Source organism: Streptomyces sp. NPDC039430 (assembly GCF_055639435.1).
Window position 1 is genome coordinate 1,006,307 of the sequence record NZ_JBVKAK010000001.1, and the last position, 25,527, is coordinate 1,031,833.

Genomic DNA, 25,527 nt, shown 5'->3' on the forward strand with positions numbered 1-25,527 from the left:
ATTACGCTCGGCGGCGTACAGCACGACGTCCACCCCCGCTCCACCGAGGAGAACCATGAGCGAGCGCCTCCAGCCCGGCGACACCGCCCCCGCCTTCACCCTGCCCGACGCCGACGGCCACGACGTATCGCTCGCCGACCACAAGGGCCGCAAGGTCATCGTCTACTTCTACCCGGCGGCGCTCACCCCCGGCTGCACCAAGCAGGCGTGCGACTTCACCGACAACCTCGACCTGCTGGCCGGCGCGGGCTACGACGTCATCGGCGTGTCCCCGGACAAGCCGGAGAAGCTCGCGAAGTTCCGCGACAAGGAGAACCTCAGGGTCACTCTGGTCGGCGACCCCTCCAAGGCCGTCCTGGAGACGTACGGGGCCTTCGGCGAGAAGAAGATGTACGGCAAGACCGTGACCGGCGTGATCCGCTCGACGATCATCGTGGACGAGGACGGCAAGGTCGAACAGGCCCTCTACAACGTGCGGGCCACCGGCCATGTGGCGAAGATCATCAAGGACCTCGGCATCTGACGGTCCCCGCGCCCGGCGATTCGCTGTGACCGGGGTCCCACTTGCGTGGGACTTCGGTTTGCGATCGCCATGACCGTGCAGAAGGTTCCCTTGGACTGACTCACCCGAGGAAAGGACCACGCCATGGCCGGCCAGGAGCACGAAGAGCAGGCCGACCCCGCCGCGGTCAAGCGCCACCCGGCCCTCTTCCGCACCATCAGGCAGCGCAAGAACCCCAAGCTGCGGCGGTCCGACATCACGGTCACCGACGAGGCGGCGGTGAAGCGGGCGGTGAAGGCGGCCTCCCTGGGCAACGCCATGGAGTGGTTCGACTTCGGCATCTACAGCTATCTCGCCGTCACCATCGGGCATGTGTTCTTCCCGTCGGGGAACTCCACGGTCGAGCTGCTGTCCTCCTTCGCGACCTTCGCCGTGGCCTTTCTCGTACGGCCGCTCGGCGGCATGTTCTTCGGCCCGATGGGTGACCGGCTCGGCCGCAAGAAGGTCCTCGCGCTGACCATGATCATGATGGCGATCGGCACCTTCGCCATCGGGCTGATCCCCTCGTTCGACTCGATCGGGTTCTGGGCCCCGGTCCTGCTGATCTTCTTCCGGCTGGTCCAGGGCTTCTCCACCGGCGGCGAGTACGGCGGCGCGTCCACGTTCATCGCGGAGTACGCCCCCGACAAGCGCCGGGGATTCTTCGGCAGCTTCCTGGAGTTCGGCACCCTCGCGGGATACATCGGCGCGGCGGGCCTGGTCACCGCGCTGACCGCGGCGCTCGGCCCGGACAGCATGGAGGCATGGGGCTGGCGCGTCCCGTTCCTGATCGCGGGGCCGCTGGGGCTGGTCGGCCTGTATCTGCGACTGCGGCTCGACGAGACGCCCGCGTTCCAGAAACTGGAGTCGGACACCGCGCACGCCTCCGAGGCGGCGGACTCGGTGGAGATCACTACGAAGGACGACCTGGCCAAGATCTTCCGGCAGCACTGGCCCACGCTGATCCTGTGCATCGCGCTGGTCGGCGCGTACAACGTCACGGACTACATGCTGCTGTCGTACATGCCGACGTATCTCTCGGACGAGCTGGGCTACAGCGAGACGCACGGGCTGCTCATCCTGCTGGCCGTGATGGCCTTCCTCATGCTGATCATCAACCAGGTCGGCAAGCTCAACGACCGCTTCGGCCGCAAGCCGCTGCTGATGGCGGGCATGCTGGGCTTCTTCTTCCTCTCGCTGCCCGCGTTCCTCCTGATCAAGCAGGGCGCCATCCTGGCGATCACGGCGGGCGTACTGATGCTGGGGCTGTCCCTGGTCTGCCTCCTGGGCACCATGTCGGCAGCGCTCCCCGCGCTGTTCCCGACGGAGGTCAGGTACGGCTCGCTCTCGGTGGGCTACAACCTCTCGGCATCCCTCTTCGGCGGCACGACCCCCTTGGTGATCACCGGCCTGATCGGTCTGACCGGCAACAACCTGATGCCGGCGTACTACTCGATGGCGGCGGCGCTGGTGGGCGTGATCGCGGTGGCCTGCATGAAGGAGACGGCCCAGCGGCCACTGGCGGGCTCGCCGCCGTCGGTCGCGACGGAGGCGGAAGCGGTGCGACTGGTGGAATCGCAGTCCCCGGAGCCCAAGTTCTGACGGACGGGTGTCTCGCACGGACCGCTGCCACCGGGGCATACGTTCGGTGCGCACACGCGCACCGAAGTCCGTCGCCGTGGAAACGCTCGTCGTCCTGCCCGAGGGATCTCCCCGTACGAACCGGCTCCGGCTGCACCGTGCGCTTCAGGAGATCGGCGTCCCCCACCGCTGTGTGTCCCGCGGAAACACCGGCGAGTGGCTGAACCGGCCGATCACCCTCCACATCGATCACATCAGCGGCGACCGTCTCGACAACCGCGCCCGGAATCCGCGCTATCTCTGCCCCAACTGTCATGCCGTCACCAGTACCTGGTGCCGTGGTGGCGACCGCCGGGAGAGGGGCCGCACCGGGGCGCAGGGCCTGTCCGGCCGGCACTCGCATGCCCGCCCCGCCCACCGGCCCGCTACTATGGCAGGCGGCTGGCGGCCGTTGCTGAATGGTATAAGCGGGGGCTTTAGGTGCCTCTGGGTTCGCCCATGTGGGTTCGACTCCCACCGGCCGCACATGACGGAGGGGCCGCTCACCACCGGTGAGCGGCCCCTCCGTGACGTCAGCCCAGGAGTTCCCGTACCACCGGGACCAGTGCGCGGAACGCCTTGCCCCGGTGGCTGATCGCGTTCTTCTCGGCCGGGGACAGCTCCGCGCAGGTGCGGGTTTCGCCGGACGGCTGGAGGATCGGGTCGTAGCCGAAGCCGCCCGTGCCGGACGGGGATTCCCGGAGGGTGCCCAGGAGGCGGCCTTCGACCACGCGTTCCGTGCCGTCCGGGAGGGCCAGGGCCGCGGCGCAGGTGAAGTGGGCGGCGCGGTGGGGCGGGGCGATGTCGGAGAGCTGGGCCAGGAGCAGGTTCAGGTTGGCGGTGTCGTCGCCGTGGGTGCCGGCCCAGCGGGCGGAGAAGATGCCGGGGGCGCCGCCGAGGACGTCCACGCACAGGCCGGAGTCGTCGGCCACGGCGGGGAGGCCGGTGGCGTCGGCGAGGGCGTGGGCCTTGAGGAGCGCGTTCTCGGCGAAGGTGACGCCGGTCTCCTTGACGTCGGGGATGTCGGGGTAGGCGTCCGCGCCGACGAGGTCGTGGGGCAGACCTGCGTCGGCGAGGATGGCCTGGAGTTCGGTGAGCTTCCCGGCGTTCCGGGTGGCGAGGATCAGGCGGGTCATGCTCCCCAGTATCGGACGGGGGTGCCTGACCGGGCCGGGAGGGGCCCGGTCAGGGCGTGCAGATCTTGCCGATCTCGGACGCGGCGTCGGTGAGAGGGGCGAGGTCGGGGGCGTTGTCGCCGTTCTTGACGGACGTACGGACGTTGTCGACGCCCTTGCCCAGGTCGTCGACCGCCTTGCCGAGGTCCGCGTTGTCGGTCTGGCCGGCGAGCTTGTCGAGCTTGTTGTCGATGTCGTCGAGCGTCTCGTCGAGCTGGAGCGGGTTGTCGCCCGCGCTGGAGATGGCCTGCTGGAGGTCGTTGACGCTGCCCGCGATCGCGTCGGCGGTCTTGACGCAGTCCAGCGCCTTGTCGAGCGCGCCGCAGCCGGCGGTCAGGGGCAGGGCGAGTACGGCGGTGGCGGCGAGTGCCAGGGTGATACGGCGTCGGCGTGTCGGCACGGCGGACATGGCGCGGTTCCTCCCCGAGGTGTGGACGGGCGCACGGTTCTGTCCGTGCGCCCGTGCGTGTGGAGACGCCTCGGGGGGTCTGCTTGGTTGCTTCTTTACCCGGAGGGCCCGCTCAGCGGGTCCGGCTCAGAGGGTCTGGTCGAGCGCCGTGCGCTGGAGCGCGGCGAGGTCGGCGCAGCCGCCGGTGGCGAGGTCGAGGAGCGCGTTCAGTTCCTTGCGGTCGAAGGGCTCGGCCTCGGCGGTGCCCTGGACCTCGACGAAGCGGCCGTCGCCGGTGCAGACGACGTTCATGTCGGTCTCGGCGCGGACGTCCTCCTCGTAGCAGAGGTCGAGGAGAGGGGTGCCGTCGACGATGCCGACGCTGACGGCGGCGACGGTGCCGGTCAGCGGGCGGCGGCCGGCCTTGACGATCTTCTTGCCCTGCGCCCAGGCGACGGCGTCGGCGAGGGCGACATAGGCGCCGGTGATGGCGGCGGTGCGGGTGCCGCCGTCGGCCTGGAGGACGTCGCAGTCGAGGACGATGGTGTTCTCGCCGAGCGCCTTGTAGTCGATGACGGCGCGCAGGGACCGGCCGATGAGGCGGCTGATCTCGTGGGTACGGCCGCCGATCTTGCCGCGTACGGATTCGCGGTCGCCGCGGGTGTTGGTGGAGCGGGGCAGCATCGAGTATTCGGCGGTGACCCAGCCTTCGCCGCTGCCCTTGCGCCAGCGGGGGACGCCTTCGGTGACGGAGGCGGTGCAGAAGACCTTGGTGTCGCCGAAGGAGATGAGGACGGAGCCCTCGGCGTGCTTGCTCCATCCGCGTTCGATGGTGACGGGACGGAGCTGTTCGGGGGTTCGGCCGTCGATACGAGACATGGGCTTGAGCCTATAGGGCCTGCGCGAAGGGCCTGTTCCGGTGGTCCGGATCAGGCCCTTTGGTGGTTCCGCCGCCGGCTGTCAGCGCTTCACATCATGTCTTCGATCTCACCGGCGATGGGGTCGGCGTCGGTGCCGATGACGACCTGGATCGCGGTGCCCATCTTCACGACGCCATGGGCGCCGGCGGCCTTCAGGGCGGTCTCGTCGACGAGGTCCGGGTTGACGACCTCGGTCCGCAGGCGGGTGATGCAGCCCTCGACCTCTTCGATGTTGTCGAGTCCGCCGAGCCCGGCGACGATCTTCTCAGCCTTGGTGGCCATGTCTTTCTCCCTGACTATCGAAAAGCGCTGTACCGGCCCGGCCCCGGGCCTGTCCCGTCCAACCTTCTGAACCGTTTCGCCACGGTAACGCACGGTTGGACCATCTTCACGGGCGCGCGTTCACCGCGTACCCAATGATGACGATCAACGGCGCCCCGTCCGCGACCGGCCCCCGGGAGCCTATCGCAACTGGTCTACACCAGTCGGGAAGGACGGGAGAGCGCCGATGACCTCCGACAGCACGGCAGCGCCGCGGCCGGGGCCGGCGAGGCCGCGGAAGAGCTGGTGGAACGGGCTGTTCCAGGGGCTTCAGAAGATCGGGCGCAGCCTCCAGCTCCCGGTGGCCGTACTGCCCGCGGCGGGGCTGCTGGTCAGTCTCGGCAACCTCTTCGCCGCCTATCTGCACGGTCCCTTCTGGGACAGGACGGCGAGGGTGTTCAGCCTCGGCGGCGGCGCCGTGCTGGACGGCGCGTTCGGGCTGCCGCTGCTCTTCTGCATCGGGGTCGCGATCGGCTTCGCCAAGAAGGCGGACGGCTCCACCGCGCTCGCCGCGGTCGTCGGCTTCCTCGTCTACCACGGCGTGCTGGCCGCCTTCCCGGTCGGCGGTTCGGTGACGAAGGCGACGCCAGACGGCACCCCGCAGAACCCCGGTGTGCTGGGCGGCATTCTGATCGGGCTGCTCACGGCGGTCGTCTGGCAGCGGTTCCACCGTACGAGACTGGTCGACTGGCTCGGCTTCTTCAACGGCCGCCGCCTGGTGCCCATCCTGATGGCCTTCATCTGCACGATCCTCGGCGTGGCCTTCGGGCTGCTGTGGCAGCCGGTCGGGGACGCGCTGACCGCGTTCGCCAAGCAGCTGATCGATCTGGGCGCGTGGGGCGCGGGCATCTTCGGGGTCGCCAACCGGCTGCTCATCCCCATCGGCCTGCACCAGTTCCTGAACACGTTCTTCTGGTTCCAGGCCGGTGAGTACACCGAGCCGGACGGCACCGTCGTGATGGGTGACCTGACCCGGTTCTTCGCCGGGGACCCCTCGGCGGGCCAGTTCATGTCCGGGTTCTTCCCGATCATGATGTTCGGCCTGCCGGCCGCCGCGCTCGCCATCGCGCACAGCGCGCGCCCCGAGCACCGCAAGAGGGTGACGGGTCTGATGGCCTCCCTCGCGCTGACCTCGTTCGTCACGGGGGTGACCGAGCCGCTGGAGTTCTCCTTCATGTTCGCGGCGCCCCTGCTGTACGGTGCTCACGCGCTGCTGACCGGCGCCTCGATGGCGATCACCTGGGCGCTCGGCGTGCACGCGGGCTTCAGTTTCTCGGCCGGTCTGATCGACTACGTGGTCAACTGGCACCTTGACACCAAGCCCTGGCTGATCATTCCGATCGGCCTCTGCTTCGCGATCATCTACTACGTGGTGTTCCGCGTCGCGATCAGGGCGTTCGACATCCCGACCCCGGGGCGTGAGCCCGAGGAGCTGGAAGAGGCCGTCGAGAAGCAGAACACCCAGCCGTAGGAGGGGCTCGGCGGCTGACGCGGACTATGGCCCAGGCCACAGATTTCGCAGGTTCCTTATATGAATCACACCGTGCTACAACTGGTCTACACCACTGATGGTGTAGACCACACGGCCGCGTGCCGTGTTCCCCCTGGAGGAAGTTGATGTCCACGGCCAGCGCCACCGCTTCGGCGGACAAGAAGCCCCCGGCGGGCAAGAGCAAGGGCAGCGGCGCGATGGCCGTGATGCAGCGTATCGGCCGCAGCCTGATGCTCCCCGTCGCCGTCCTGCCCGCCGGCGCCCTGCTGGTGCGCCTCGGCAACACCGACATGCTCGGCCGTGACTCGTTCCCGGCGTTCATCACCAAGATCGCCTCGTTCATGGCCGCGGGCGGCAACGCCATCCTCGACAACATGGCGCTGCTGTTCGCCGTCGGCATCGCGATCGGCTTCGCCAAGAAGGCGGACGGCTCCACCGCGCTCGCCGCCGTCACCGGCTACCTGGTCTTCAAGAACGTGCTGGCCACCTTCACCGACTCGAACCTGCCCAAGGTCGCGACGGTCGTCGACGGCAAGATAGTCATGAACAGCGCGCCCGTCGACGCGAAGGTGCTCGGCGGCGTCGTCATGGGCATCGTGGTCGCACTGCTCTACCAGAAGTTCTACCGGACGAAGCTGCCGGACTGGGCGGGCTTCTTCGGCGGCCGTCGCCTCGTACCGATCCTCTCCGCCTTCGCGGGCCTGATCATCGGCATCGTCTTCGGCTACATCTGGCCGGTCCTGGGCGCCGGTCTGCACAACCTCGGCGAGTGGCTGGTCGGCTCGGGCGCCGTGGGCGCGGGCATCTTCGGTGTCGCCAACCGCGCGCTGATCCCCGTGGGCATGCACCACCTGCTGAACTCGTTCCCGTGGTTCCAGGCCGGTACGTTCGAGGGCAAGAGCGGCGACATCAACCGCTTCCTGGCGGGCGACCCGACGGCCGGACAGTTCATGACCGGCTTCTTCCCGATCATGATGTTCGCCCTCCCCGCGGCCTGTCTGGCGATCGTCCACTGCGCCCGCCCCGAGCGCCGCAAGGTCGTCGGCGGCATGATGCTGTCGCTCGCGCTCACCGCGTTCGTCACGGGCGTGACGGAGCCGATCGAGTTCACCTTCATGTTCATCGCCCCGGCCCTGTACGCGGTGCATGCCGTGCTGACCGGTGTCTCCATGGCGCTGACCTGGGCACTCGGTATGAAGGACGGCTTCGGTTTCTCGGCCGGTGCGGTGGACTTCGCGCTCAACCTGGGCATCGCGACCAACCCATGGGGCCTGGCGCTGGTCGGCCTCTGCTTCGCGGCGCTCTACTACGTGATCTTCCGCTTCGCGATCACCAAGTTCAATATCCCGACGCCCGGCCGCGAGAGCGACGAGGAACTCGCCGAGCTGCAGAAGGCGGAGGCGAAGTAGCCTCACCGCACGCTCCGTGGGCCCGGCCGTCGTCAGGAACGGCCGGGCCCACGGCTGTGCGGGGTCCGGCTGACGGGTCAGATCTCGTACACGGTGCCGGGAACGGCCAGCTCCGCCGGGCCCGCGTACACATCACGGGCGTCGGACAGGTTCCGCTCGGCGTCCGTCCAGGGCGGGATATGCGTGAGCACCAGCCTGCGCGCCCGCGCACGCGCGGCATGGGCACCGGCCTCACGGCCATTCAGATGAAGCCCCACGACATCCTCCTTGCCGTGGGTGAAGGCCGCCTCGCAGAGGAACAGATCCGTATCCTCCGCCAGTTCCACCAGCGGCTCGCAGACCCCGGTGTCCCCCGAGTACGTGAGCGACCGGCCGCCGTGCTCGACCCGGATACCGAAGGTGTCGACGGGGTGCGCGACCTTCTCCGTACGTACCGAGAAGGGGCCGATGTCGAAGGAGCCCGGCTTGAGCGTGTGGAAGTCGAAGACCTCGCTCATGGACTTGTCGGAGGGAGTGTCCGCGTACGCCGTGGTGAGACGCTGCTCGGTGCCCTCGGGGCCGTAGACGGGGATGGCGTCACAGCGGCCGCCGTCGAACCGGTAGTAACGGGCGACGAAGTAGGCGCACATGTCGATGCAGTGATCGGCGTGGAGATGGCTGAGGAAAATGGCGTCGAGGTCGTAGAGACCCACGTGGCGCTGCAGCTCGCCGAGGGCGCCGTTACCCATGTCGAGGAGCAGCCGGAAGCCGTCGGCCTCTACGAGGTAGCTGGAGCAGGCCGATCCCGCGGAGGGGAACGAGCCTGAACAGCCGACGACGGTGAGCTTCATGGAGCGAGAACCTCCGTGGCATGGAAGGGGGGCGACGGGGGTCGTGCGGTTCGTCGAGCGTAAGGCGCGAAAGGGCGGGTCGCTCCTCCACAGTGGGCCGTTGTGGGGGAACTCACCTGGCCTGTCACCGGTTCGGATGGGGTGTCGCCCCCCGGCGGTGCGCCTCCCCCGGGGGCGGTCGTGGTGCGCCGTTCTCAGCGGGAGTGAGCGGGATGGTTCGCTCCCTCGCGCACGGCCCGGTGGCTTGCGCGGGCGGTGAAAGGGGGGCGCGCAGGGGTCGTGTCCGGGACACTGAAGCGTGATGTGTGGCGCGCGAGCGCCCGTGTGCTGACTGTGGCCGGCTGCGCGCCGTACGGGGGTCCGGGGGTGTCCCCCGGGAAAGCACGGCATGCCGTCCCGGGCGCGAGCCCCGGAGCGCCGCCCGGCGACAACCCGCACCGGACCACCGGCACCCGCCGAAACGCACCGCGCCACCCGGCGACCACCCGCACCCACCCACCGGCCCCAGCCGAAACGAACCCCCGCCCGCGCCCCCGCCGGAAGGCGCTACGCGCTACGCCCAGAGCTGGCCCTGCAACCTCTCGATCGCCTCTTCCGTCGTCGCCGCCGTATAAACGCCCGTCGACACGTACTTCCAGCCCCCGTCCGCCACCACGAACACGATGTCCGCGCTCTCGCCCGCCTTCACCGCCTTGCGGCCGACACCGATCGCCGCGTGCAGCGCCGCGCCCGTCGAGATGCCCGCGAAGATACCTTCCTGCTGAAGCAGTTCACGGGTGCGTGTGACCGCGTCGGCGGAGCCGACGGAGAAGCGCGTCGTGAGGACGGACTCGTCGTACAGCTCCGGGACGAAGCCCTCGTCCAGGTTGCGCAGGCCGTAGACCAGGTCGTCGTAGCGCGGCTCCGCGGCGACGATCCGGATGCCCTCGACGTTCTCGCGCAGATAGCGCCCCACGCCCATCAGCGTGCCCGTCGTGCCCAGGCCCGCCACGAAGTGCGTGATGGAGGGCAGGTCGGCCAGGATCTCCGGGCCGGTGGTGGCGTAGTGGGCGCCCGCGTTGTCCGGGTTGCCGTACTGGTAGAGCATCACCCAGGACGGGTTCTCGGCCGCCAGCTCCTTGGCGACCCGTACGGCAGTGTTGGAGCCGCCCGCCGCGGGGGACGAGACGATCTCCGCACCCCACATGGCGAGCAGGTCGCGCCGCTCCTGGGAGGTGTTCTCCGGCATCACGCAGACGATGCGGTAGCCCTTGAGGCGGGCCGCCATGGCGAGCGAGATGCCGGTGTTTCCGCTGGTGGGCTCCAGGATCGTGCAGCCCGGGGTGAGCCGGCCGTCCTTCTCGGCCTGTTCGACCATATGCAGGGCGGGCCGGTCCTTGACCGAGCCGGTCGGGTTGCGGTCCTCCAGCTTGGCCCAGATCCGGACGTCGTCCGCCGGCGAGAGCCGTGGGAGCCGGACCAGTGGCGTGTTGCCGACCGCCGCCAGCGGGGAGTCGTACCGCATCAGACCGTGTACGTGTCGAGCGCGCCGCCGGCCACGGCCGGGAGGATGGTGACGCTGTCGCCGTCGGCGAGCTTGGTGGAGACGCCATCGAGGAAGCGGACGTCCTCGTCGTTGAGGTAGACGTTCACGAAGCGGCGGAGCTGGTTGTCCTTGGCCGGGTCGATGAGCCGCTCCCGGATGCCGGCGTGCCGGGTTTCGAGGTCGTCGAAGAGCTTGGCGAGCGTGTCGCCACTGCCCTCGACGGCCTTGGCGCCGTCGGTGTAGGTGCGGAGGATGGTCGGGATGCGGACCTCGATGGCCATGGCATGGACTCCTGTGTCGGGAGAGGGCGTGACGGGCGCGCGGCTCGGGCCCCCGCGCGAGGGGATACGTGGTGCGGACAGCCGGATCGCGGCAGGAAGCGGTGTCGCTCAGCTCGCGGCGCTGGGACAGATGGCACTGGCGAGGCGGCACAGGTCGACGTGCAGCCGCGCCACGAGCAGCGGGGTGCTCGGCGTCTTGTCGCTCACGTCAGGGAAAACCATGCGGTCATCGTAACGATTCCCGGTCGGCGCTCCGGCATGTGATCTCGTATCCCGGACGGTCCCTATCCGTCAGGCGGACGGTGGGAGATAGACGACGGTCGGCGCGCCGGTGGCGGGGTGCGTGCTGACCTCGGCGGTCACCCCGTAGACGGTGGCGAGCAGTTCGGCGGTGAAGACCTCGTGCGGTGTGCCGGAGGCCACGATCCGGCCTTCCTGCAGGACGTAGACGCGGTCGCAGTAGTACGCGGCGAGGTTCAGATCGTGCAGGGCGAGCAGGTTGGTGGTCCCGGACTCCCTGATCAGGGTGAGGATGTCGAGCTGGTAGCGGATGTCGAGGTGGTTGGTCGGCTCGTCGAGTACGAGCAGGGCGGGCCGCTGGACCAGGGCACGGGCGACCAGCGCGCGCTGGCGTTCGCCGCCGGAGAGGGAGGGGAACGCGCGGTCCGCGAGGCCGGCGATCCCGACGCGGCCGAGTGCGGCTTCCGCGAGGGCGGCGTCGGCGGCGGTGTCGGCCTCCCAGAAGCGTTTGTGCGGGGAGCGGCCCATCGCGACGACCTCGCGGACGGTCAGCTCGAAGTCCGGTTGTCCGTCCTGCGGGACGGTGGCGACGCGGCGTGCCCTGGCCTTGGGGGTCATGGCGAGCAGGTCGTCGCCGTCGAGCAGGGCCCGTCCGTGGCTGGGGCGGAGCGTTCCGTAGACGCAGCGCAGGAGGGTGGTCTTGCCGCTGCCGTTGGGGCCGACGAGTCCGACGGTCTCGCCGGGGGCGGCGGTCAGGTCGGCGCTGTCGACGAGCCGCCGGCCGTCGATGGTGCAGGAGAGTCCTTCGAGCCGGAGTGTCGCCGTCATACGGGGGCTCCTTCGGGGCGGCGGCGCATCAGCCACAGCAGGGCGGGGCCGCCGGTGAGCGCGGTGAGTACGCCGACGGGCACGTCCTGGGGCGCGGCGACGGTACGGGCCGCGAGGTCGGCGACGACGAGGAGGACGGCTCCGCCCAGTGCCGCGACGGGCAGCAGGGCGCGGTGGCCCGCGCCGACGGCCATTCTGGCGGCGTGCGGGACGAGCAGCCCGATGAAGCCGACGGCGCCGCTGGCGGCCACCATCACGCCGGTGACCAGAGAGGCGAGGACGAAGACCGCGGCGCGGAAGCGCGAGGTGTCGAGGCCGAGCGCGGTCGCGCCCTCCTCGCCCGCCAGCAGCAGATCGAGCGGCCGGGCCAGGGCCATGAGGAGGGCGGTGCCGAGGGTGAGGACGACGCCGGGCAGGAGCAGGGTGGACCAGCGGGCGCTGCCGAGGCCGCCGAAGGTCCAGTAGACGGCTTCCTGGAAGTGCTCGGGGCGTGCCGAGACGATCAGGATGAGGGTGGTGAGCGCGGAGAGGATGTACGAGACGGCGACCCCGGCGAGGACGAGCCGGCCGCCGGTCATCGTGGAGCGCCGGCGGGCCAGCCCGTACACCAGCGCCATCGCGAGGAGCGAGCCGGCGAAGGCCGCGGCGGGCATGGCGACGGTGGTGGTGATCCCGCCGCCGACGCCGAGGACCATGACGAGTACGGCGCCGACGGACGCTCCGGAGGAGATGCCGAGGAGGAAGGGGTCGGCGAGCCGGTTGCGTACGAGCGCCTGGAGGACGGTGCCGACGACGGCGAGCCCGGCGCCGACGATCACGCCGAGCAGCACGCGGGGCAGCCGTACGTCGAGCACGATGGTGCGGAAGGGGCTGGGGTCGGCGCCGCCGGTGAGGATGGTGATGACCTGGCCGGGCGGGATGCGTACGGAGCCGAGGGCGAGTCCCGCGAGGACGGCGGTGGCGAGCGCGGCGGCGAGGCAGCCGAGCACGAGGGTGTAGCGCAGCCGCCCGTGGCCGGGCGGGGTGGTCCTGGTCATGGCGGGGCTTACTTGACGGACTCGGGGTGGAGCTGCGCGGCGAGCCGTTCGATGGCGTCGGGCGCGCGTACGCCGAGGACCACGTCCGAGAGCGGCATGACGGCGAACCGCTTGTTCCTGACGGCCGGTACGTCCTTGAGCACGGGGTCCTCCAGCAGTCGCTTCTTCTTCTGGGCGACGGTGGTGGAGCCGTAGTCGTAGATGACGATGACATCGGGCTTGCGGGCGACGACCTGTTCCCAGGTGGCGTCGCCGAAGGACTTGCCGAGGTCGGCGAAGACGTTGCGGCCGCCGGCGCGGGTGATCAGTTCGTTGCCGATGCCCGTGCCGCCCGCGGTGAAGGCGGTCTTGTCGCCGCTGTCGTAGACGAAGACGGAGAGCGGCTCGACGCCCTTGAGCGGGGCGGCGGTGTCGGTGACGGTGGTGCGCGCGGCGGCGATCCACTTCTCGGCGCGGTCGGGGACGCCGAAGGTGCGGCCCGTTTCGCGGACCTCCCGGTAGATGTCGTCGAGGGTCGTCCTGCCGCGGGGGCAGTTCTCCACGTTGAGCCGGGTGTGGATGCCGGCGGACTGGAGGTCGTCGCGGCCGCGGCCGTCCTTGGCGGCGAAGGCGCTGGCGTAGCCGCCGTAGACGAAGTCGGGGTTGGCGGCGAGCAGCCGCTCCTTGGAGGGGTACTCCTTGGCGAGCACCGGGACGCTCTTGTACGCCTTCTCGTAGGCGGGGAGGATCCGGTCGTCCAGCCAGGCGGTGCCGACGAGGGACTTCTCCAGGCCGAGCGCCAGCATCACTTCGGTGACGTGCTGGTTCATGGTGACGACGCGCTTCGGCGGCGCCTGGTAGGTGGTTTTCACGCCGCAGTTGGTGACGGTGTACGGGAAGCCGGGCGCGGTGGCCGCGGCCCGCGCGCCGTCCTTCGCGTCCGTGGTGGCGGCGCCGCCGCAGGCGGTGAGCGGGAGCAGTACGGCGGATATGACGGCGGACGTGAGCGCACGGCGGCGCCGGGACAGCACAGACACGGCAGGGCCTCCTCCGGGGGATTTCCGCGTCCCCTGGCTGGTGGGAGAAGGGCGGCAGGTCAGTTCCTGGCTGCCAAGCTGGGCTTGGTCACAGTGGCGGGACCGCGCCGGATTCGCACCGGCTTCCTGATCCCCACCGCCTCGGTTTCGGCGCTCAGTGTGTCAGACCTGGCGAGCGCCGCGACCGGCGCCTCGGCCGATCCCGGCCTCAGACGATCTCGACGTCCTCTTCCGTGACCTCGCCCTCGACGATGCGGTACGAGCGGAACTGGAACGGGCCCGAGTCGTCGTGGTCGGCGGTGGAGACGAGGACGTAGTGGGCGCCCGGCTCGTTGGCGTACGTGATGTCCGTACGGGACGGATACGCCTCGGTCGCGGTGTGCGAGTGGTAGATGATCACCGGCTCTTCGTCGCGGTCGTCCATCTCCCGGTAGAGCTTGAGCAGATCCGCCGAGTCGAACTCGTAGAAGGTGGGCGAGCGAGCGGCGTTGAGCATGGGGATGAACCGCTCGGCCCGGCCGGTCCCGGCGGGGCCCGCGACCACGCCGCACGCCTCGTCGGGATGGTCGGCGCGCGCGTGCTCGACGATCTTGTCGTGCAGGGCCTGCGTGATGGTGAGCATGGAGAAAATATAAAGGGACGAGTACGGCCCCCGGATCCGGGAGGGAGTTTCCCGGTTTCCAGGGGCCGTCGGGCAGGGGCCGTCGGGGCCTCGGCTTGGTCAGGGCCGTCGGGGCCTCGGCGCGGTTACTCCGCGGAGGCGTACTCCGGGGTGGAGTCGCCCGCCGCGGTCCGCGGGGCGCGGCGCTTGAGGTACTGCCAGCCGATGACGAGACAGACCGCCCAGACCGCCCCCACGTAGAGGGAGACCCGCGCGTCCTTGTCGTACGCGATCAGGCAGGTGACGAGGGCGAGGAAGCCCACCGCGACCCAGCTGAACACCGAACCGCCGGGGGCGGGGAACGACGACGCGGGCAGCAGGCCCGCCCGTACCCCGCGGCGGTAGCGGATATGGCTGATGAGGATCATCATCCAGGTCCAGATACCGGCGGCGGTGGCCACGGATGTCACATAGCCGAAGGCCTTCTCCGGGACGATGTAGTTGAGGACCACACCGATGCCCATGAGGGCGACGGAGACGGTGATGCCGAAGGCCGGGGTCTTGCGGGAGTTGAGCTTGCCGAAGAGCTTCGGCGCCTCGCTGTTGGCGGCGAGGTCGCGCAGCATCCGGCCGGTGGAGTACATGCCCGAGTTGCAGGAGGAGAGCGCGGCGGTCAGTACGACGAAGTTGACGATGCCGGCCGCGAGCGGGATGCCCATCTTCTCGAAGGCGTGGACGAAGGGGCTGGCGCCCGCCGAGAACTCGGTCCACTTGACGACCGCGAGGATGACGGTCAGCGCGCCCACGTAGAAGACGATGATGCGCCAGGGCAGTGTGTTGATCGCCTTGGGGAGGGTCTTCTCCGGGTTCTCGGACTCGCCCGCGGTGACGCCGACCAGCTCGACGGCGAGGTAGGCGAACATGACGCCCTGGAGGGTCATCAGGCTGGAGCCGATGCCGTTGGGGAAGATCCCGTCGTGGGCCCAGAGGTTGGAGGCGCTCGCCGTGTCACCGGCGTCGGAGAAGCCGAGGGTGAGCACGCCGAGACCGATGACGATCATTCCGATGATCGCGGTGACCTTGATCATCGAGAACCAGAACTCGACCTCGCCGAAGATCTTCACCGAGATCAGATTGACGCCGAAGAGCACCACCAGGAAGACCAGCGCGCTGACCCACTGCGGGATCTCGGGGAACCAGAAGTGGATGTAGATGGCCGCGGCGGTCAGTTCCGCCATCCCGGTGACGACCCACATGAGCCAGTACGTCCACCCGGTGGCGAAGCCGAAGAACGGACCGAGGAACTCTCTGGCGTACTCCGCGAAGGAGCCCGAGACCGGCCGGTAGAGGAGCAGCTCGCCGAGCGCCCGCATGATGAAGAAGATCACGACGCCGGCGAGGGCGTACATGAGGATGATGCTGGGTCCGGCCTTGGCGATGTTCGCTCCGGCGCCCATGAAGAGCCCGACGCCGATGGCGCCGCCGATGGCGATCATCTGGACCTGACGGCTGCCGAGTCCGCGCTCGTAGCCCTCTTCCGAGGTGCCGCCGCCGGCCGGTCCTCCGGCGGTCCCGTCGCCGCCGTACTCCTTGTCGACCTGCGCAGAGGTCATGGTCGTGCGCCCTTTCTCCATACAGATCCGCGCCGTTCTCGGCCACGGACCAGTTCCTGATCCCCCCGGATATGGATGGAGTGCCGCCGGCGGTCGGCCGGCCGAAGCACCCCCGGGGACAGGGGTGGCGTCCCCGGGGGGTCGTGCAGATCTATCACGGCGGACCGGGCGGCCAGCGGAGCGCGCTGTGGCACAGGCCACAGGGAGAAGCGGACGAATCGCACCGCGAACCGCAAAGGTCGCCGGAGCGGTGACGGGATCGTTATGCCGAATTGAGCGTCACCTGAGCGTACGGAAGGGGGCTTGCGGGCAACCGGCATATGACACGCGGGGGTCAAGGCATGAGGGTCTCGACGAGCGATTCCTGGAGCGCGCCGAGCCAGAGGTACGCCATCACCATCGGCTTGCGCGGGTCGGAGTCGGGCAGCCGGTACAGCTCGCCGCCCTCGTCCTCGTCGGTGACCTCCAGGCGCGTGCCGATCGTCAGCCGCAGATCGTTGAGGGCGCCGAGCCAGTGCCGGCAGTCGTCGGGGGTCAGCTTGAGTACGGCGGCGCCCCCGCCCTCCACGGCGAGCGCGTCCAGCGTGCGGACGAGCGCGAGGCCGTCCTCGCGCTTGCGGCCGCGCAGATCGTTCTCCGTGAACCGTCTGAACTCCGAGGAGAATTCGCGTAGTTCGTCGTCGTCATCGCCATACGCGTCCGGGAAGAGCCGGGCCAGCGCCGGGTCGGCCGGCGGCTCGCTCGGACCCTCGCTGAAGAGCGAGGCGAGCGGGTCCTCGCCCTGGGCCGGCTCGTCGCCCGGCCCTATCAGCTCCAGCAGCTGTACGGCGAGCGAGCGCAGGATCGAGACCTCGACCTCGTCGAGCGCGACGGCCGCGCCGCCGCCCGGGATCGCCTCGAACTGCCCGGCCATCAGGCGCGGTCCTGCGAGAGGGTGGCCCACAGCCCGAATCCGTGCATCGCCTGTACGTCGCGCTCCATCTCCTCGCGGCTCCCGCTGGAGACGATCGCGCGGCCCTTGTGGTGGACGTCGAGCATCAGCTTGTGCGCCTTGTCCTTCGGATAGCCGAAATAGGTCTGGAAGACGTACGCCACATAACTCATCAGGTTGACCGGGTCGTTGTGCACGATCGTCACCCATGGCACGTCGGGTTCGGGGACGGCGAAAGTCTCCTCGGCCGATTCGGGGCGTTCGATCTCAGTCGGGGCAACACTCACGGTTCGGGACGACCTTCTTCTCTGCGGGGGCGTGCCGGAATTCACAGCCTCACATGACCCATGCTGCCACCCGTCGCGGCGTGTCGCACAAACGGCCACGAGAAATCGTCAAGGTGACGAGTATTGGGTAGCATCGTCGTATGAACACTGCGGATCTGGGTTTGCCGGTGGACGTGCCGTCGACCGCGCTCTTCACTGATCAGTACGAGCTGACGATGCTCCGGGCGGCGCTCCAGGCGGGCACGGCCGACCGGCGCTCGGTCTTCGAGGTCTTCACCCGGCGGCTGCCCGAGGGACGCAGGTACGGGGTCGTGGCCGGCACCGGACGCGTCCTGGACGCCGTGGAGAACTTCCGGTTCGACGCGGATGTGCTGGGTTTCCTCCGGGAGCAGGGGATCGTGGACGCGGCGACGCTCGAATGGCTGGCCTCGTACCGCTTCAGCGGGGACATCTGGGGTTATCCGGAGGGCGAGGTGTACTTCCCCGGCTCGCCGATCCTGCGGGTCGAGGGCTCCTTCGCCGAGTGCGTGCTGCTGGAGACCGTGATCCTGTCGATCCTCAACCATGACTCGGCGATCGCCGCGGCGGCCTCCCGGATGGCGGCGGCGGCGAGCGGGCGCGGACTGATCGAGATGGGCGCGCGCCGGACGCACGAACTGGCCGCGGTCGCCGCCGCGCGCGCCGCGTACGTCGGCGGCTTCGACACCACCTCGGACCTGGCGGCCGGGTTCCGCTACGGCATCCCGACAGTGGGCACCAGCGCGCACGCGTTCACCCTGCTGCACGACAGCGAACGGGACGCCTTCCGGGCCCAGATCGACTCGCTCGGCCGGGGGACGACGCTGCTCGTCGACACGTTCGACGTGGCCGAGGCCGTACGGACGGCCGTGGAGATCGCGGGCCCCGAGCTGGGCGCCGTCCGGATCGACTCCGGCGATCTGCTGCTGGTCGCGCACCGGGTACGGCAGCAGCTGGACGAGCTGGGCGCGGTGAACACCAGGATCGTGGTGACCTCGGACCTGGACGAATACGCGATCGCCTCGCTGGCGGCGGCGCCGGTGGACGCGTACGGCGTCGGCACCCAGCTGGTCACCGGCAGCGGGCATCCGACCTGCTCCATGGTCTACAAGATCGTCGCCCGCGCGGCCTCGGCCGACCCGAAGGCCCCGCTGCACCCCGTGGCGAAGAAGTCGCTGGGCGGCAAGACGTCCATCGGCGGCCGCAAGTGGGCCGCGCGGCGGCGGGACGCCGAGGGGTACGCGGAGGCCGAGGTGGTCGGCACGGGCCCGGTACCGCCGGAGCTGCTGGACCGGCAACTGCTGGTCGAGCTGGTCAAGGGCGGCGAGATCGTCGCGCGCGAGCCGCTGGACGCCGTGCGCGACCGGCATATCGCGGCACGCGCGGGGCTGCCGATGTCGGCGATACAGCTGTCGCGGGGCGAGCCCGTGATCCCGACCGAGTACGTGTGAGACCGGGTGGGTGCCGGTGCCGGGCAGGTACCGGGCAGGTGGAGGAACGCGTACGTGTGAGGCGGAGAGGGCGGTGGTAGCGGTGGGGGTACGGGACCGTACGGACATGCCCGAATGGCCTTAGCCCTCCCGCGACGGGGTCGGAGTCTCTAGGCTCGAAAACGTCCCCGAACATCACCCGTCACGCGCCCCCGGTACCGCCCTCCCCCGGTACCACCCGCTCCCCACCGAAGGATGACCGCCATGCACCGCGCATTGATCGTCGTAGACGTGCAGAACGATTTCTGTGAGGGCGGCAGCGTCCCGGTGGCGGGGGGCTCCGAGGTGGCCGCCGCCGTCACCGACCTGATCGGCCGCGCGACCCCCGGATACCGCTATGTGGTCGCCACCCGCGATCACCACATCGACCCCGGTGATCACTTCGCGGCGCCGCCGGCCGTCCCCGACTTCGTCCACAGCTGGCCGGTGCACTGCGTGGCGGGCACCGAGGGCGTGGGCTTCCACCCGAACTTCGCCCCGGCCGTCGCCTCCGGCGCGATCGACGCGGTCTTCGACAAGGGCGCGTACTCGGCGGCCTACAGCGGCTTCGAGGGCGCCGACGAGAACGGCGTCGGGCCGGCGGACTGGCTGCGGGCGCGCGCGGTCGCCGAGGTCGATGTGGTCGGCATCGCCCTGGACCACTGCGTACGCGCCACGGCGCTGGACGCGGTCCGTGAAGGCTTCGTCACGCGCGTACTGCTCGACCTGACCGCCGGGGTGGCCCGGGAGACCACGGAGCGGGCCATGGCGGAGCTGCGCGAGGCGGGCGCGGAGCTGACCGGCAAGCCGGTCGTCCAGGCCGCCTGAGGCGTTCGCCCGCACCCATCAGTACCCCGCCCTCGCCGCGGGCCTCAGCAGCGCTCGTATGGGCTGCCAGAGCTGCTCCAGGCACTCCGGTGTGGTCCGCCACAGCAGGCCGTCCGGGTGGTGCAGCACCGCGGTGATCTCGTCCGGCGTCGGGGGCTCCGCGTTCCCCCGCAGATAGACCGCCCGCAGCCCCAGGTTCCGCAGCCTGGTCAGGGCGCGGGCCCGGTTCGCGGCGTGCACCAGAACGCGCACCGTGCCGCCCTCGGCCGCCGGGCTCGGCAGGGTCAGTGCCACCACCACCGTGCCGTTCGGGAGCTTGCTGAAGCCTCCGCCTGCCATGTCCTTCATCTCCCCCGTGAGACATCGTGTCAATAAGAGATCGTAGGACGCACCTAAACACGAACGGCCGCCGCCCGCTAGAGGGCGACGGCCGATCATGCACTTGACCTGCGGTTACTTGGGGTTACTTACCGGAAGGCCCCACCTTGACCGTCATCGTCTGCCCGTCCAGGGGCTGGCTGATGATGCTGATCCTGGTGTTCGTGTCAGTTACCCGGACGCTTCCGCCCTTGTTCTCCTCGCTCCAGTAGGTGCCCTTGCGGTCGTCGAAGACCGGCGCACCGAGCTGCGGAGCGATCCGCGTCAGCTTGTCCGCCCTGTGCAGCGACAGACCGGACGTCGGCCACCAGCTGAACGTCGAGTCGTACGCCTGGATCCTGTTGCGCATCAGCGTGCCGTCCGCCCACTTCAGCGGCTTGGCGTGCGCGTCGACCGGCAGGATCAGACCCTGGCCCGGGTGCTCGCTGGTGTTGTTGTTCTTCTGCGAGGTGTCCCACTGCCAGATCAGCAGACCGGGCTGGTAAGCGAAGTGCTCGACCTTGCCGTCGTTCGGCGCGGTGAAGCCGAAGTTGTACGGGCCGACCTTGAGGGTCTTGTCGTACGAGACGTACTGACGGTTCTCGGCGATGTAGTACTGGTCGTAGTCCTGGGTGAACGACTCACCGATGCGCGAGAAGCCCTTCGCGGTCCAGCCCGCGTCGTCGCCCTCGGCGTTGTCCGTGAACACCGGCGCGCCGTCGGCGACCAGCTTGATCTCGTCCGCGGTGAAGCCCTTGCCGCCCGCGCCACCGTCCGTCTGGTAGCGGAAGCGGAGGTCGACCTTCTTGCCCGCGTAGGCGTCCAGCGAGTACACGAGCTTCTTGTACGCGCCCGAGACACCGGTCAGCGTCGGCTTGTCGGCGGCGTCACGGGGGATCGACTTGCCGTCGGCCGTGCCGTCGACCGGCGTGAAGCTGGCGCCGCCGTCCGTCGACACCTCGGTGTAGAGGTAGTCGTAGTCGGCCTCGATGTCCCACCAGCCCTGGAGCTCAAGCGACGCCGTCGACTTGCCGGTCAGATCGACCGAGCGGGTGAGGGTGTTCTTGAGGTCGTCACCCATGTCGCTCCACCACTGCTTGGAGCCCTCGGTGGGCTTCACCACGGTGGTGGTCGTCGACTTCTTGGGCAGGTCGACTATGAGCGCCTGCGGGTTCTTGGTGTTGTACTCCGAGACACCCAGCTTGTGGACGGAGTTCGTCGCGGCCTTGGCCTTGGCGTAGTCGAGCCAGCCGAGCTGGAGCTTGTCCCAGGCGGTCATGTCGCCCGGCAGGTCGCCGATCTCGTTCTTGCCGGTGCCCAGCCAGGAACCCGACGACATCAGGGACCAGAAGGCGGTGGAGTTCTCGCCGCCCGCGGTGTCGTACAGGTCGGGCAGGCCCAGGTCGTGGCCGTACTCGTGGGCGAAGACACCGAGGCCGCCGTTCTCCGGCTGCATCGTGTAGTCGCCGACCCAGATGCCGGAGTCGCCGATCTGCGTGCCGCCGGCCTTGTTGTCGGCCGGGCCCGTGCTGCCCGCGTTCGTGCCGTACGCGTACCAGCGGTGCGCCCACAGGGCGTTCTCGCCCTCGGCGCCGCCGCCGGCCGACTCGTCCTCGCCCGCGTGCACGATCTGGAAGTGATCGATGTAGCCGTCGGGCTCGTTGAAGTTGCCGTCGTTGTCGAAGTCGTAGCGGTCCCACTGGTCGTACTGGGCGAGGTCCGCCTTGATCTCGGCGTCCGTCTTGCCCTGCGCCTTCTGGTCCGCGGTCCAGGCGGTGACACCGTCGCGCACCGCGTCCCAGACGTTGGCGCAGTTGCTGCTGCCGCAGTAGTTCGAGCCGTAACGGGCCTCGTTGTAGTCGACCTTGACCCAGTCGGAGACCTCGCCCTCGACCGAGTAACGGCCGGAAGAGGTCTTCTCGTAGTAGGTCTTGAGCGACTCCTTCTGCTTGCCGCTCGCGTCCTTGCCCTCACCGAAGTAGAGGTCCTGGAAGTGGGCCTGGTTGTAATCGGCCTGCCAGGCGGTGGAGTTGTCGACCTTGCGGTCGGGCTCGGCTATCTCGTTGTGCTGGGGGCCGGGCTCGCCGCCGTACTTCTTCACGGGCGGCCGCGGTCCGTCGGGGCCGTCCGGGTCGTACGTCGTGGTGTCGTCGACCTTGTCGCCGAACTCCACGAGGATCGTGAAGATCTTGTCGGTCTTCTCCCGGCCCAGCTCGACGTACTTCTTGTCGCCGAGCTTGACCACCTGGGAGCCGCCGCGCTTCTGCACGCTGGCGTCACCGGCGATGACCTGCTGGAGAGCCGCCTCGCGCTGCTGCGCCTGCTGCTTGCTGAACGGGCCGTCCAAGTCGTGTTCGACATGGCCCTTCTGGGGCGCCGGATCACGGCGCTCGATGTCCGCGGAGCCGGACGCGGGGTTGTCCTGGGCCTGAGCCGTGGTGAAGGCTGAGGCCGTGGCAGCGGTCGCGGCCAGAGCCACGATCACCGCGGACAGTCTTCTCGCCCGTCGATTGCTGATCACTTGATGCTTGTCCTCCCCGGCGCACGCGATCCGCGGACCGGGAGTGATGGATCCGCGCGCGTATGCGCGTCATAAGTGACGACATTGGACCGGAGTTGAAGGAGAAAAGACAGACCTTGACTTGGACTGGTCAAGTGCACTATGCGGCCTTCCGGTTCCGTTATGCGGACATGGCTCCAGAGCTGGACGATTTCGGACAACCGGCGCACTGATACGGCCTGTCGGCAAGGGGCGTGACTCGATGCGCCCCCCGTGCACCGGCACCGTGGGTGAGGTCACGCTTACTACTCGCTCCGCTCGGGCATCCACCGTCGTAGAGTCGCTTGGGAGTGCGACCCGCCCTGCGACGTACGTGCGAGATAGACGAAGCATCCCCAACACCCCCGAATATGACGCCCCTAGGACGGATTCCGCCATGCCGCGTCCGACTGCCGCACAGCTCGCCTACGGCACCGCCACCGTCGTCTGTTCCACCCTCGTCATGCTTCTGCTCTCCGGCACCACCGCCGGTCTCGGCATCGCGGTGATCGGAATCGCCGCTCTGAGCCTGGGGCTGCTGGTCGCCCTGAGCCTCCCGGCCAACAGCCGTGCCGCGACGGCGCGTACGGCCCCCGCGCCGCGGTCCGCCGCGCCCCCGGCGACACCCCCGGCGACGAGCGCGCAGCTGCCGGGGCAGCGGGGCGAGGCCCGGGTGGGCCAGCCCTCACTGCGCCGCTGACACCACGACCGTTCTGGCGGCCTTGTCGTGCAGGCCCTGCCGGTAGGGCCTGCTGACCACGATCGACACGATGATGATGGCCCACCAGATGCAGAGGCAGCACAGCAGCGCCGGCACCCAGAGGACCACCGCGCGCAGCAGCGAGGAGCCGGTGTCGGGCAGCGCGCCGTCGTTGAGCATCGCGACGCGCAGCTTCAGCCAGCGCTTGCCGAGAGTCTGACCGTACTTGCGGTTCATCAGAGTGTCGTAGGCGACGAACAGCACGATCGAGATCACCGACCAGATCCACTGCGTGCCGGTATTCACCTGATTGGTGACCTCGTCCCACGCGCCGGTGTTGTTCGCGGTGTTCCAGCCCCCGACGAACAGCGACACGATCCCCAGCGGGATGAAGATGAGCAGGGCGTCGATGACCCGGGCCAGGAACCGCGTACCGAACGGCGCGAGCGGCGGCATCCCGGCGAGCGGATCCGTGCCGCCGTACGGCCCCTCGCCATAGGCGTCGGAACCGTACGGGGAGCCGGGAGGCGGCTGCCCGCCGGCGCCGCCGTAGGGAGCGCCGTACGGGGAGTCGTACGGCGCTCCCGGCGGCGGGCCCTGCGACGGCGGAGGCTCCCCGGGGGGCGGCCCCTCGTGCGGGGGCCCCTCGGACGAGGGCCCCCGCGGCTTCTTGAGGAACGGGTCGTCCTCCGGGGGCTCGCCGGGCGGCGGCTGATCATGGCTCATGTGGGCAGTGCACCGCGCCGGGCAGGGGCCCGCAACGGCTTGCCCGCCGTTCGGAGGAACGCCCGGCCGAGGACGGCCCGGCTGTCGGATCACCGGCCCGGACGCCGGATCACCGGCCCGGACGTCAGATCGTCGGCCCCGACGTCAGATCGTCGGCTGCCGGGATCGCCGGCTGCCGCCCGGCTGTCAGCCCGACACGAACGTACGGGCCGCCTTGTCGTGCCAGCACTGCCGCCAGGGCCGGTCGATCAGGCACCAGAGCACATTGAGGACGCCCACGACGAGCACCCCCAGCACGCCGTAGACCAGCCACCGGCGCAGCGCGGCGCCGAACGCCGGGGCCTCGTGGGACTCGATGTCCCGTACGTCGAGACCGCACAGCTTCTTGCCCAGCGTGCGGCCCCATCTGGCGGTCGGCAGCGCCTCGTACAGCACCCCGACGATCAGCAGCGCGGCGAGCGCGCCGCCCAGACAGGCCGCGGTCGTGCCGTCGAGCAGCCAGACCGTGACGGTCTCACCGGTCCGTTCCGCCGCCGCGATCTTGTCGTCGATATGGGCGAGGGCCTTGGACACGAGCGGGAAGGCGACGGCGCCGACGATCGCGCCCAGCACCACGGTGTCGATCAGCCGGGCCGCGAAGCGCTTGCCGAGGGCCGCGGGCCTGGCGTTCGCCTGGGCCTGCGCGGCTCGCAGGAACGGATCGTCGACCGGGGGCTTCCAGGGCACGACGGGCTGGTCCGGCTGGTCGGAGCGGCCGTGCTGACCCGGCTGACCGAGGTGGCCCGGCTGCGCGAGCGGGTGCGCCTGCTGGGCCCAGGACGCGGCTCCGCCGCCGGTGCCGGGGCTGACGGGCGCGTTCTGCCCGGCGGCGGGCGGGGACTGCTGCGGCACGGGAAGCCGCGACGGCTCCGCCGCCCGGCCCGTACCGGCGGCGCCCTGCGTCAGCGCGCCGAGGGTCATGGTGCCGTCGGGCCGCGCCGTACCGCCGGCCGGGGCGTCCTCGTCCTTCGCACGGCGGGCGGCGCGCAGGGCGCGGATGGCCATGGTGCTGTCGACCGACGGCTGTCCGCTCTCGCGGGGCGCGGGCGTCTCACCCGCGCCCGCGCTCTCCCCGGAGCCGGACGCGGAACCGGTTCCGGAGCCGGAGCCCGAGCCCGAGCCCGAGCCGATTCCGGGGCCGGAGCCGGGCCTGACGCCGCGTCGCAGGCCGCGGATCGCGACCGTACCGTCGGTGAGCGGCGGACCGTCGCCCGTGCCTGACCCCGGCCCGGAATCGGCTCCGGCGCCCGAACCGGGCCCCAGCGCGCGTACGCCGGGAAGGGCGCCGCCGGTCGGATCGGCCGGTGTGGGCGCGGGCAGTTCACGGCCGGGCTCGGGCGCCGGTCCCGGAACGCGCGGATCCGGCCGGGCCGCTCCCCACGACACCCGGGCGTCGCGCTCACCGCCGAAGCCGGTCTGCCGCGAGGCGTCGGCCTGCCACGCGGACGCCGGTTCCTGGCGGGGCCCCGCGGGAGGGTCCTCGTCGAAGAAGACCGGCCCGGTCTCCTCGACGGCGGCGGGCGGCGTGGACGCGGCCTGACCCGCCGGGGTGGCACCGGGCGACGCCGCACCGTCCTGCGGCGCGGGCCGGCTCGTGCCGGGCACCCAGGCCGCGCCGTTCCAGTACCGGACATATCCAGGGATGGACGGGTCCGGGTAAAACCCTTCCCGGGGTACGTTCCCGCCGTCACCAGGAGGAGTAGCCACTGACCCCAACTCCGTTCACTCACACCATTGTCCAAGGAGGACAGTAACGAAGAACACGAGGCCCTGAGGAAGGAGACCGGCAGAAACGG

At 69.9% G+C, this 25,527-nt stretch carries 26 protein-coding genes, 1 tRNA gene and 1 riboswitch; of the genes, 8 read left to right on the forward strand and 19 right to left on the reverse strand.

Features of this window, described 5'->3' with window-relative positions:
- Positions 1-55: 55 nt before the first annotated feature.
- From bcp to ACZ7LS_RS04315, 3 genes are all read left to right on the forward strand, one after another.
- Positions 56-523 (forward strand): thioredoxin-dependent thiol peroxidase, encoded by a 468-nt coding sequence (gene bcp, locus ACZ7LS_RS04305; protein WP_385132476.1) that lies wholly within the window; start codon positions 56-58, stop codon positions 521-523.
- Between the two features lie 123 nt (positions 524-646).
- Positions 647-2,143 carry a glycine betaine/L-proline transporter ProP gene (proP, locus tag ACZ7LS_RS04310; RefSeq protein WP_382970121.1) on the forward strand — a complete coding sequence of 499 codons (1,497 nt, stop codon included), beginning with the start codon at positions 647-649 and terminating at the stop codon, positions 2,141-2,143.
- Positions 2,144-2,566: 423 nt separating this feature from the next.
- A tRNA-Leu gene (locus tag ACZ7LS_RS04315) sits at positions 2,567-2,647 on the forward strand.
- Positions 2,648-2,694: 47 nt separating this feature from the next.
- On the opposite strand, the gene rdgB is transcribed toward ACZ7LS_RS04315, so the two are convergent.
- The 4 genes from rdgB to ACZ7LS_RS04335 form a co-directional block, all read right to left on the reverse strand.
- Positions 2,695-3,297: an RdgB/HAM1 family non-canonical purine NTP pyrophosphatase gene (gene rdgB / locus ACZ7LS_RS04320; RefSeq protein ID WP_382521213.1), complete on the reverse strand. Its 603-nt coding sequence runs from the start codon at positions 3,295-3,297 to the stop codon at positions 2,695-2,697.
- Positions 3,298-3,346: 49 nt separating this feature from the next.
- Entirely contained in the window at positions 3,347-3,745 is a 399-nt protein-coding gene (locus tag ACZ7LS_RS04325; protein WP_385132472.1) for a hypothetical protein, read from the reverse strand.
- Positions 3,746-3,871: 126 nt separating this feature from the next.
- Complete coding sequence (gene rph, locus ACZ7LS_RS04330) at positions 3,872-4,603, reverse strand: ribonuclease PH (RefSeq protein ID WP_030355077.1); 732 nt, start codon at positions 4,601-4,603, stop codon at positions 3,872-3,874.
- Between the two features lie 89 nt (positions 4,604-4,692).
- A complete protein-coding gene (locus ACZ7LS_RS04335; protein WP_385132469.1) occupies positions 4,693-4,926 on the reverse strand; it encodes a PTS sugar transporter subunit IIB in 234 nt (77 codons plus the stop codon).
- A 226-nt stretch (positions 4,927-5,152) separates the two neighbouring features.
- Here ACZ7LS_RS04335 and ACZ7LS_RS04340 point away from each other — a divergent pair, with 226 nt between their 5' ends.
- Positions 5,153-6,436, forward strand: coding sequence for a PTS transporter subunit EIIC (locus ACZ7LS_RS04340; RefSeq protein ID WP_385132466.1), 1,284 nt, complete (start codon positions 5,153-5,155; stop codon positions 6,434-6,436).
- 146 nt (positions 6,437-6,582) lie between these two features.
- Positions 6,583-7,866, forward strand: coding sequence for a PTS transporter subunit EIIC (locus ACZ7LS_RS04345; protein ID WP_382521206.1), 1,284 nt, complete (start codon positions 6,583-6,585; stop codon positions 7,864-7,866).
- A gap of 77 nt (positions 7,867-7,943) precedes the next feature.
- Here the strand turns inward: ACZ7LS_RS04345 and ACZ7LS_RS04350 are convergent, their stop codons facing one another.
- The 11 genes from ACZ7LS_RS04350 to clpS form a co-directional block, all read right to left on the reverse strand.
- Complete coding sequence (locus tag ACZ7LS_RS04350) at positions 7,944-8,696, reverse strand: MBL fold metallo-hydrolase (protein ID WP_356508654.1); 753 nt, start codon at positions 8,694-8,696, stop codon at positions 7,944-7,946.
- A gap of 553 nt (positions 8,697-9,249) precedes the next feature.
- Complete coding sequence (locus ACZ7LS_RS04355) at positions 9,250-10,200, reverse strand: PLP-dependent cysteine synthase family protein (RefSeq protein WP_382521204.1); 951 nt, start codon at positions 10,198-10,200, stop codon at positions 9,250-9,252.
- Positions 10,200-10,502 carry a MoaD/ThiS family protein gene (locus ACZ7LS_RS04360; protein ID WP_382521202.1) on the reverse strand — a complete coding sequence of 101 codons (303 nt, stop codon included), beginning with the start codon at positions 10,500-10,502 and terminating at the stop codon, positions 10,200-10,202. Before ACZ7LS_RS04360 ends, ACZ7LS_RS04355 begins: the two co-directional genes overlap by 1 nt.
- Before the next feature lie 108 nt (positions 10,503-10,610).
- Positions 10,611-10,724 carry a putative leader peptide gene (locus tag ACZ7LS_RS04365; RefSeq protein WP_382521200.1) on the reverse strand — a complete coding sequence of 38 codons (114 nt, stop codon included), beginning with the start codon at positions 10,722-10,724 and terminating at the stop codon, positions 10,611-10,613.
- 69 nt (positions 10,725-10,793) lie between these two features.
- The gene (locus ACZ7LS_RS04370; protein ID WP_382521198.1) at positions 10,794-11,570 is read right to left on the reverse strand and encodes an ABC transporter ATP-binding protein; all 777 of its coding nucleotides are present in this window, start codon (positions 11,568-11,570) and stop codon (positions 10,794-10,796) included.
- Positions 11,567-12,607, reverse strand: a complete 1,041-nt coding sequence (locus tag ACZ7LS_RS04375; RefSeq protein ID WP_382521196.1) for a FecCD family ABC transporter permease — start codon at positions 12,605-12,607, stop codon at positions 11,567-11,569. The genes ACZ7LS_RS04370 and ACZ7LS_RS04375 overlap by 4 nt, the downstream gene beginning before the upstream one ends.
- 8 nt (positions 12,608-12,615) lie before the next feature.
- Positions 12,616-13,614 (reverse strand): ABC transporter substrate-binding protein, encoded by a 999-nt coding sequence (locus ACZ7LS_RS04380; protein ID WP_382675169.1) that lies wholly within the window; start codon positions 13,612-13,614, stop codon positions 12,616-12,618.
- A gap of 49 nt (positions 13,615-13,663) precedes the next feature.
- Positions 13,664-13,810: riboswitch (cobalamin riboswitch) on the reverse strand.
- Positions 13,811-13,831: 21 nt separating this feature from the next.
- Positions 13,832-14,245: a M67 family metallopeptidase gene (locus ACZ7LS_RS04385; protein ID WP_129769061.1), complete on the reverse strand. Its 414-nt coding sequence runs from the start codon at positions 14,243-14,245 to the stop codon at positions 13,832-13,834.
- A gap of 125 nt (positions 14,246-14,370) precedes the next feature.
- On the reverse strand, positions 14,371-15,837 hold the full coding sequence (locus ACZ7LS_RS04390; protein ID WP_382521193.1) for an amino acid permease: 1,467 nt from the start codon (positions 15,835-15,837) through the stop codon (positions 14,371-14,373).
- A gap of 334 nt (positions 15,838-16,171) precedes the next feature.
- On the reverse strand, positions 16,172-16,750 hold the full coding sequence (locus tag ACZ7LS_RS04395; RefSeq protein ID WP_129769063.1) for a DUF2017 domain-containing protein: 579 nt from the start codon (positions 16,748-16,750) through the stop codon (positions 16,172-16,174).
- On the reverse strand, positions 16,750-17,055 hold the full coding sequence (gene clpS, locus ACZ7LS_RS04400; protein ID WP_030355090.1) for an ATP-dependent Clp protease adapter ClpS: 306 nt from the start codon (positions 17,053-17,055) through the stop codon (positions 16,750-16,752). The genes ACZ7LS_RS04395 and clpS overlap by 1 nt, the downstream gene beginning before the upstream one ends.
- A 140-nt stretch (positions 17,056-17,195) precedes the next feature.
- Between clpS and ACZ7LS_RS04405 the strand changes: the two genes are divergently transcribed.
- Positions 17,196-18,524, forward strand: a complete 1,329-nt coding sequence (locus tag ACZ7LS_RS04405; RefSeq protein ID WP_382521191.1) for a nicotinate phosphoribosyltransferase — start codon at positions 17,196-17,198, stop codon at positions 18,522-18,524.
- A gap of 243 nt (positions 18,525-18,767) precedes the next feature.
- The gene (locus tag ACZ7LS_RS04410) at positions 18,768-19,370 is read left to right on the forward strand and encodes an isochorismatase family protein (protein WP_382521189.1); all 603 of its coding nucleotides are present in this window, start codon (positions 18,768-18,770) and stop codon (positions 19,368-19,370) included.
- Positions 19,371-19,388: 18 nt separating this feature from the next.
- Here ACZ7LS_RS04410 and ACZ7LS_RS04415 read toward each other — a convergent pair whose 3' ends face one another.
- Together ACZ7LS_RS04415 and ACZ7LS_RS04420 are read right to left on the reverse strand one after the other, a co-directional pair.
- Positions 19,389-19,709, reverse strand: a complete 321-nt coding sequence (locus ACZ7LS_RS04415; protein ID WP_129769066.1) for a hypothetical protein — start codon at positions 19,707-19,709, stop codon at positions 19,389-19,391.
- Between the two features lie 124 nt (positions 19,710-19,833).
- Complete coding sequence (locus tag ACZ7LS_RS04420) at positions 19,834-22,248, reverse strand: immune inhibitor A domain-containing protein (protein ID WP_385132456.1); 2,415 nt, start codon at positions 22,246-22,248, stop codon at positions 19,834-19,836.
- Between the two features lie 415 nt (positions 22,249-22,663).
- Here ACZ7LS_RS04420 and ACZ7LS_RS04425 point away from each other — a divergent pair, with 415 nt between their 5' ends.
- On the forward strand, positions 22,664-22,966 hold the full coding sequence (locus tag ACZ7LS_RS04425; RefSeq protein WP_385132453.1) for a hypothetical protein: 303 nt from the start codon (positions 22,664-22,666) through the stop codon (positions 22,964-22,966).
- On the opposite strand, the gene ACZ7LS_RS04430 is transcribed toward ACZ7LS_RS04425, so the two are convergent.
- Together ACZ7LS_RS04430 and ACZ7LS_RS04435 are read right to left on the reverse strand one after the other, a co-directional pair.
- Positions 22,952-23,692, reverse strand: a complete 741-nt coding sequence (locus ACZ7LS_RS04430; protein ID WP_382521183.1) for an RDD family protein — start codon at positions 23,690-23,692, stop codon at positions 22,952-22,954. The genes ACZ7LS_RS04425 and ACZ7LS_RS04430 overlap by 15 nt on opposite strands.
- Before the next feature lie 186 nt (positions 23,693-23,878).
- Positions 23,879-25,438, reverse strand: a complete 1,560-nt coding sequence (locus tag ACZ7LS_RS04435) for an RDD family protein (protein WP_385132449.1) — start codon at positions 25,436-25,438, stop codon at positions 23,879-23,881.
- Between the last annotated feature and the right edge of the window lie 89 nt (positions 25,439-25,527).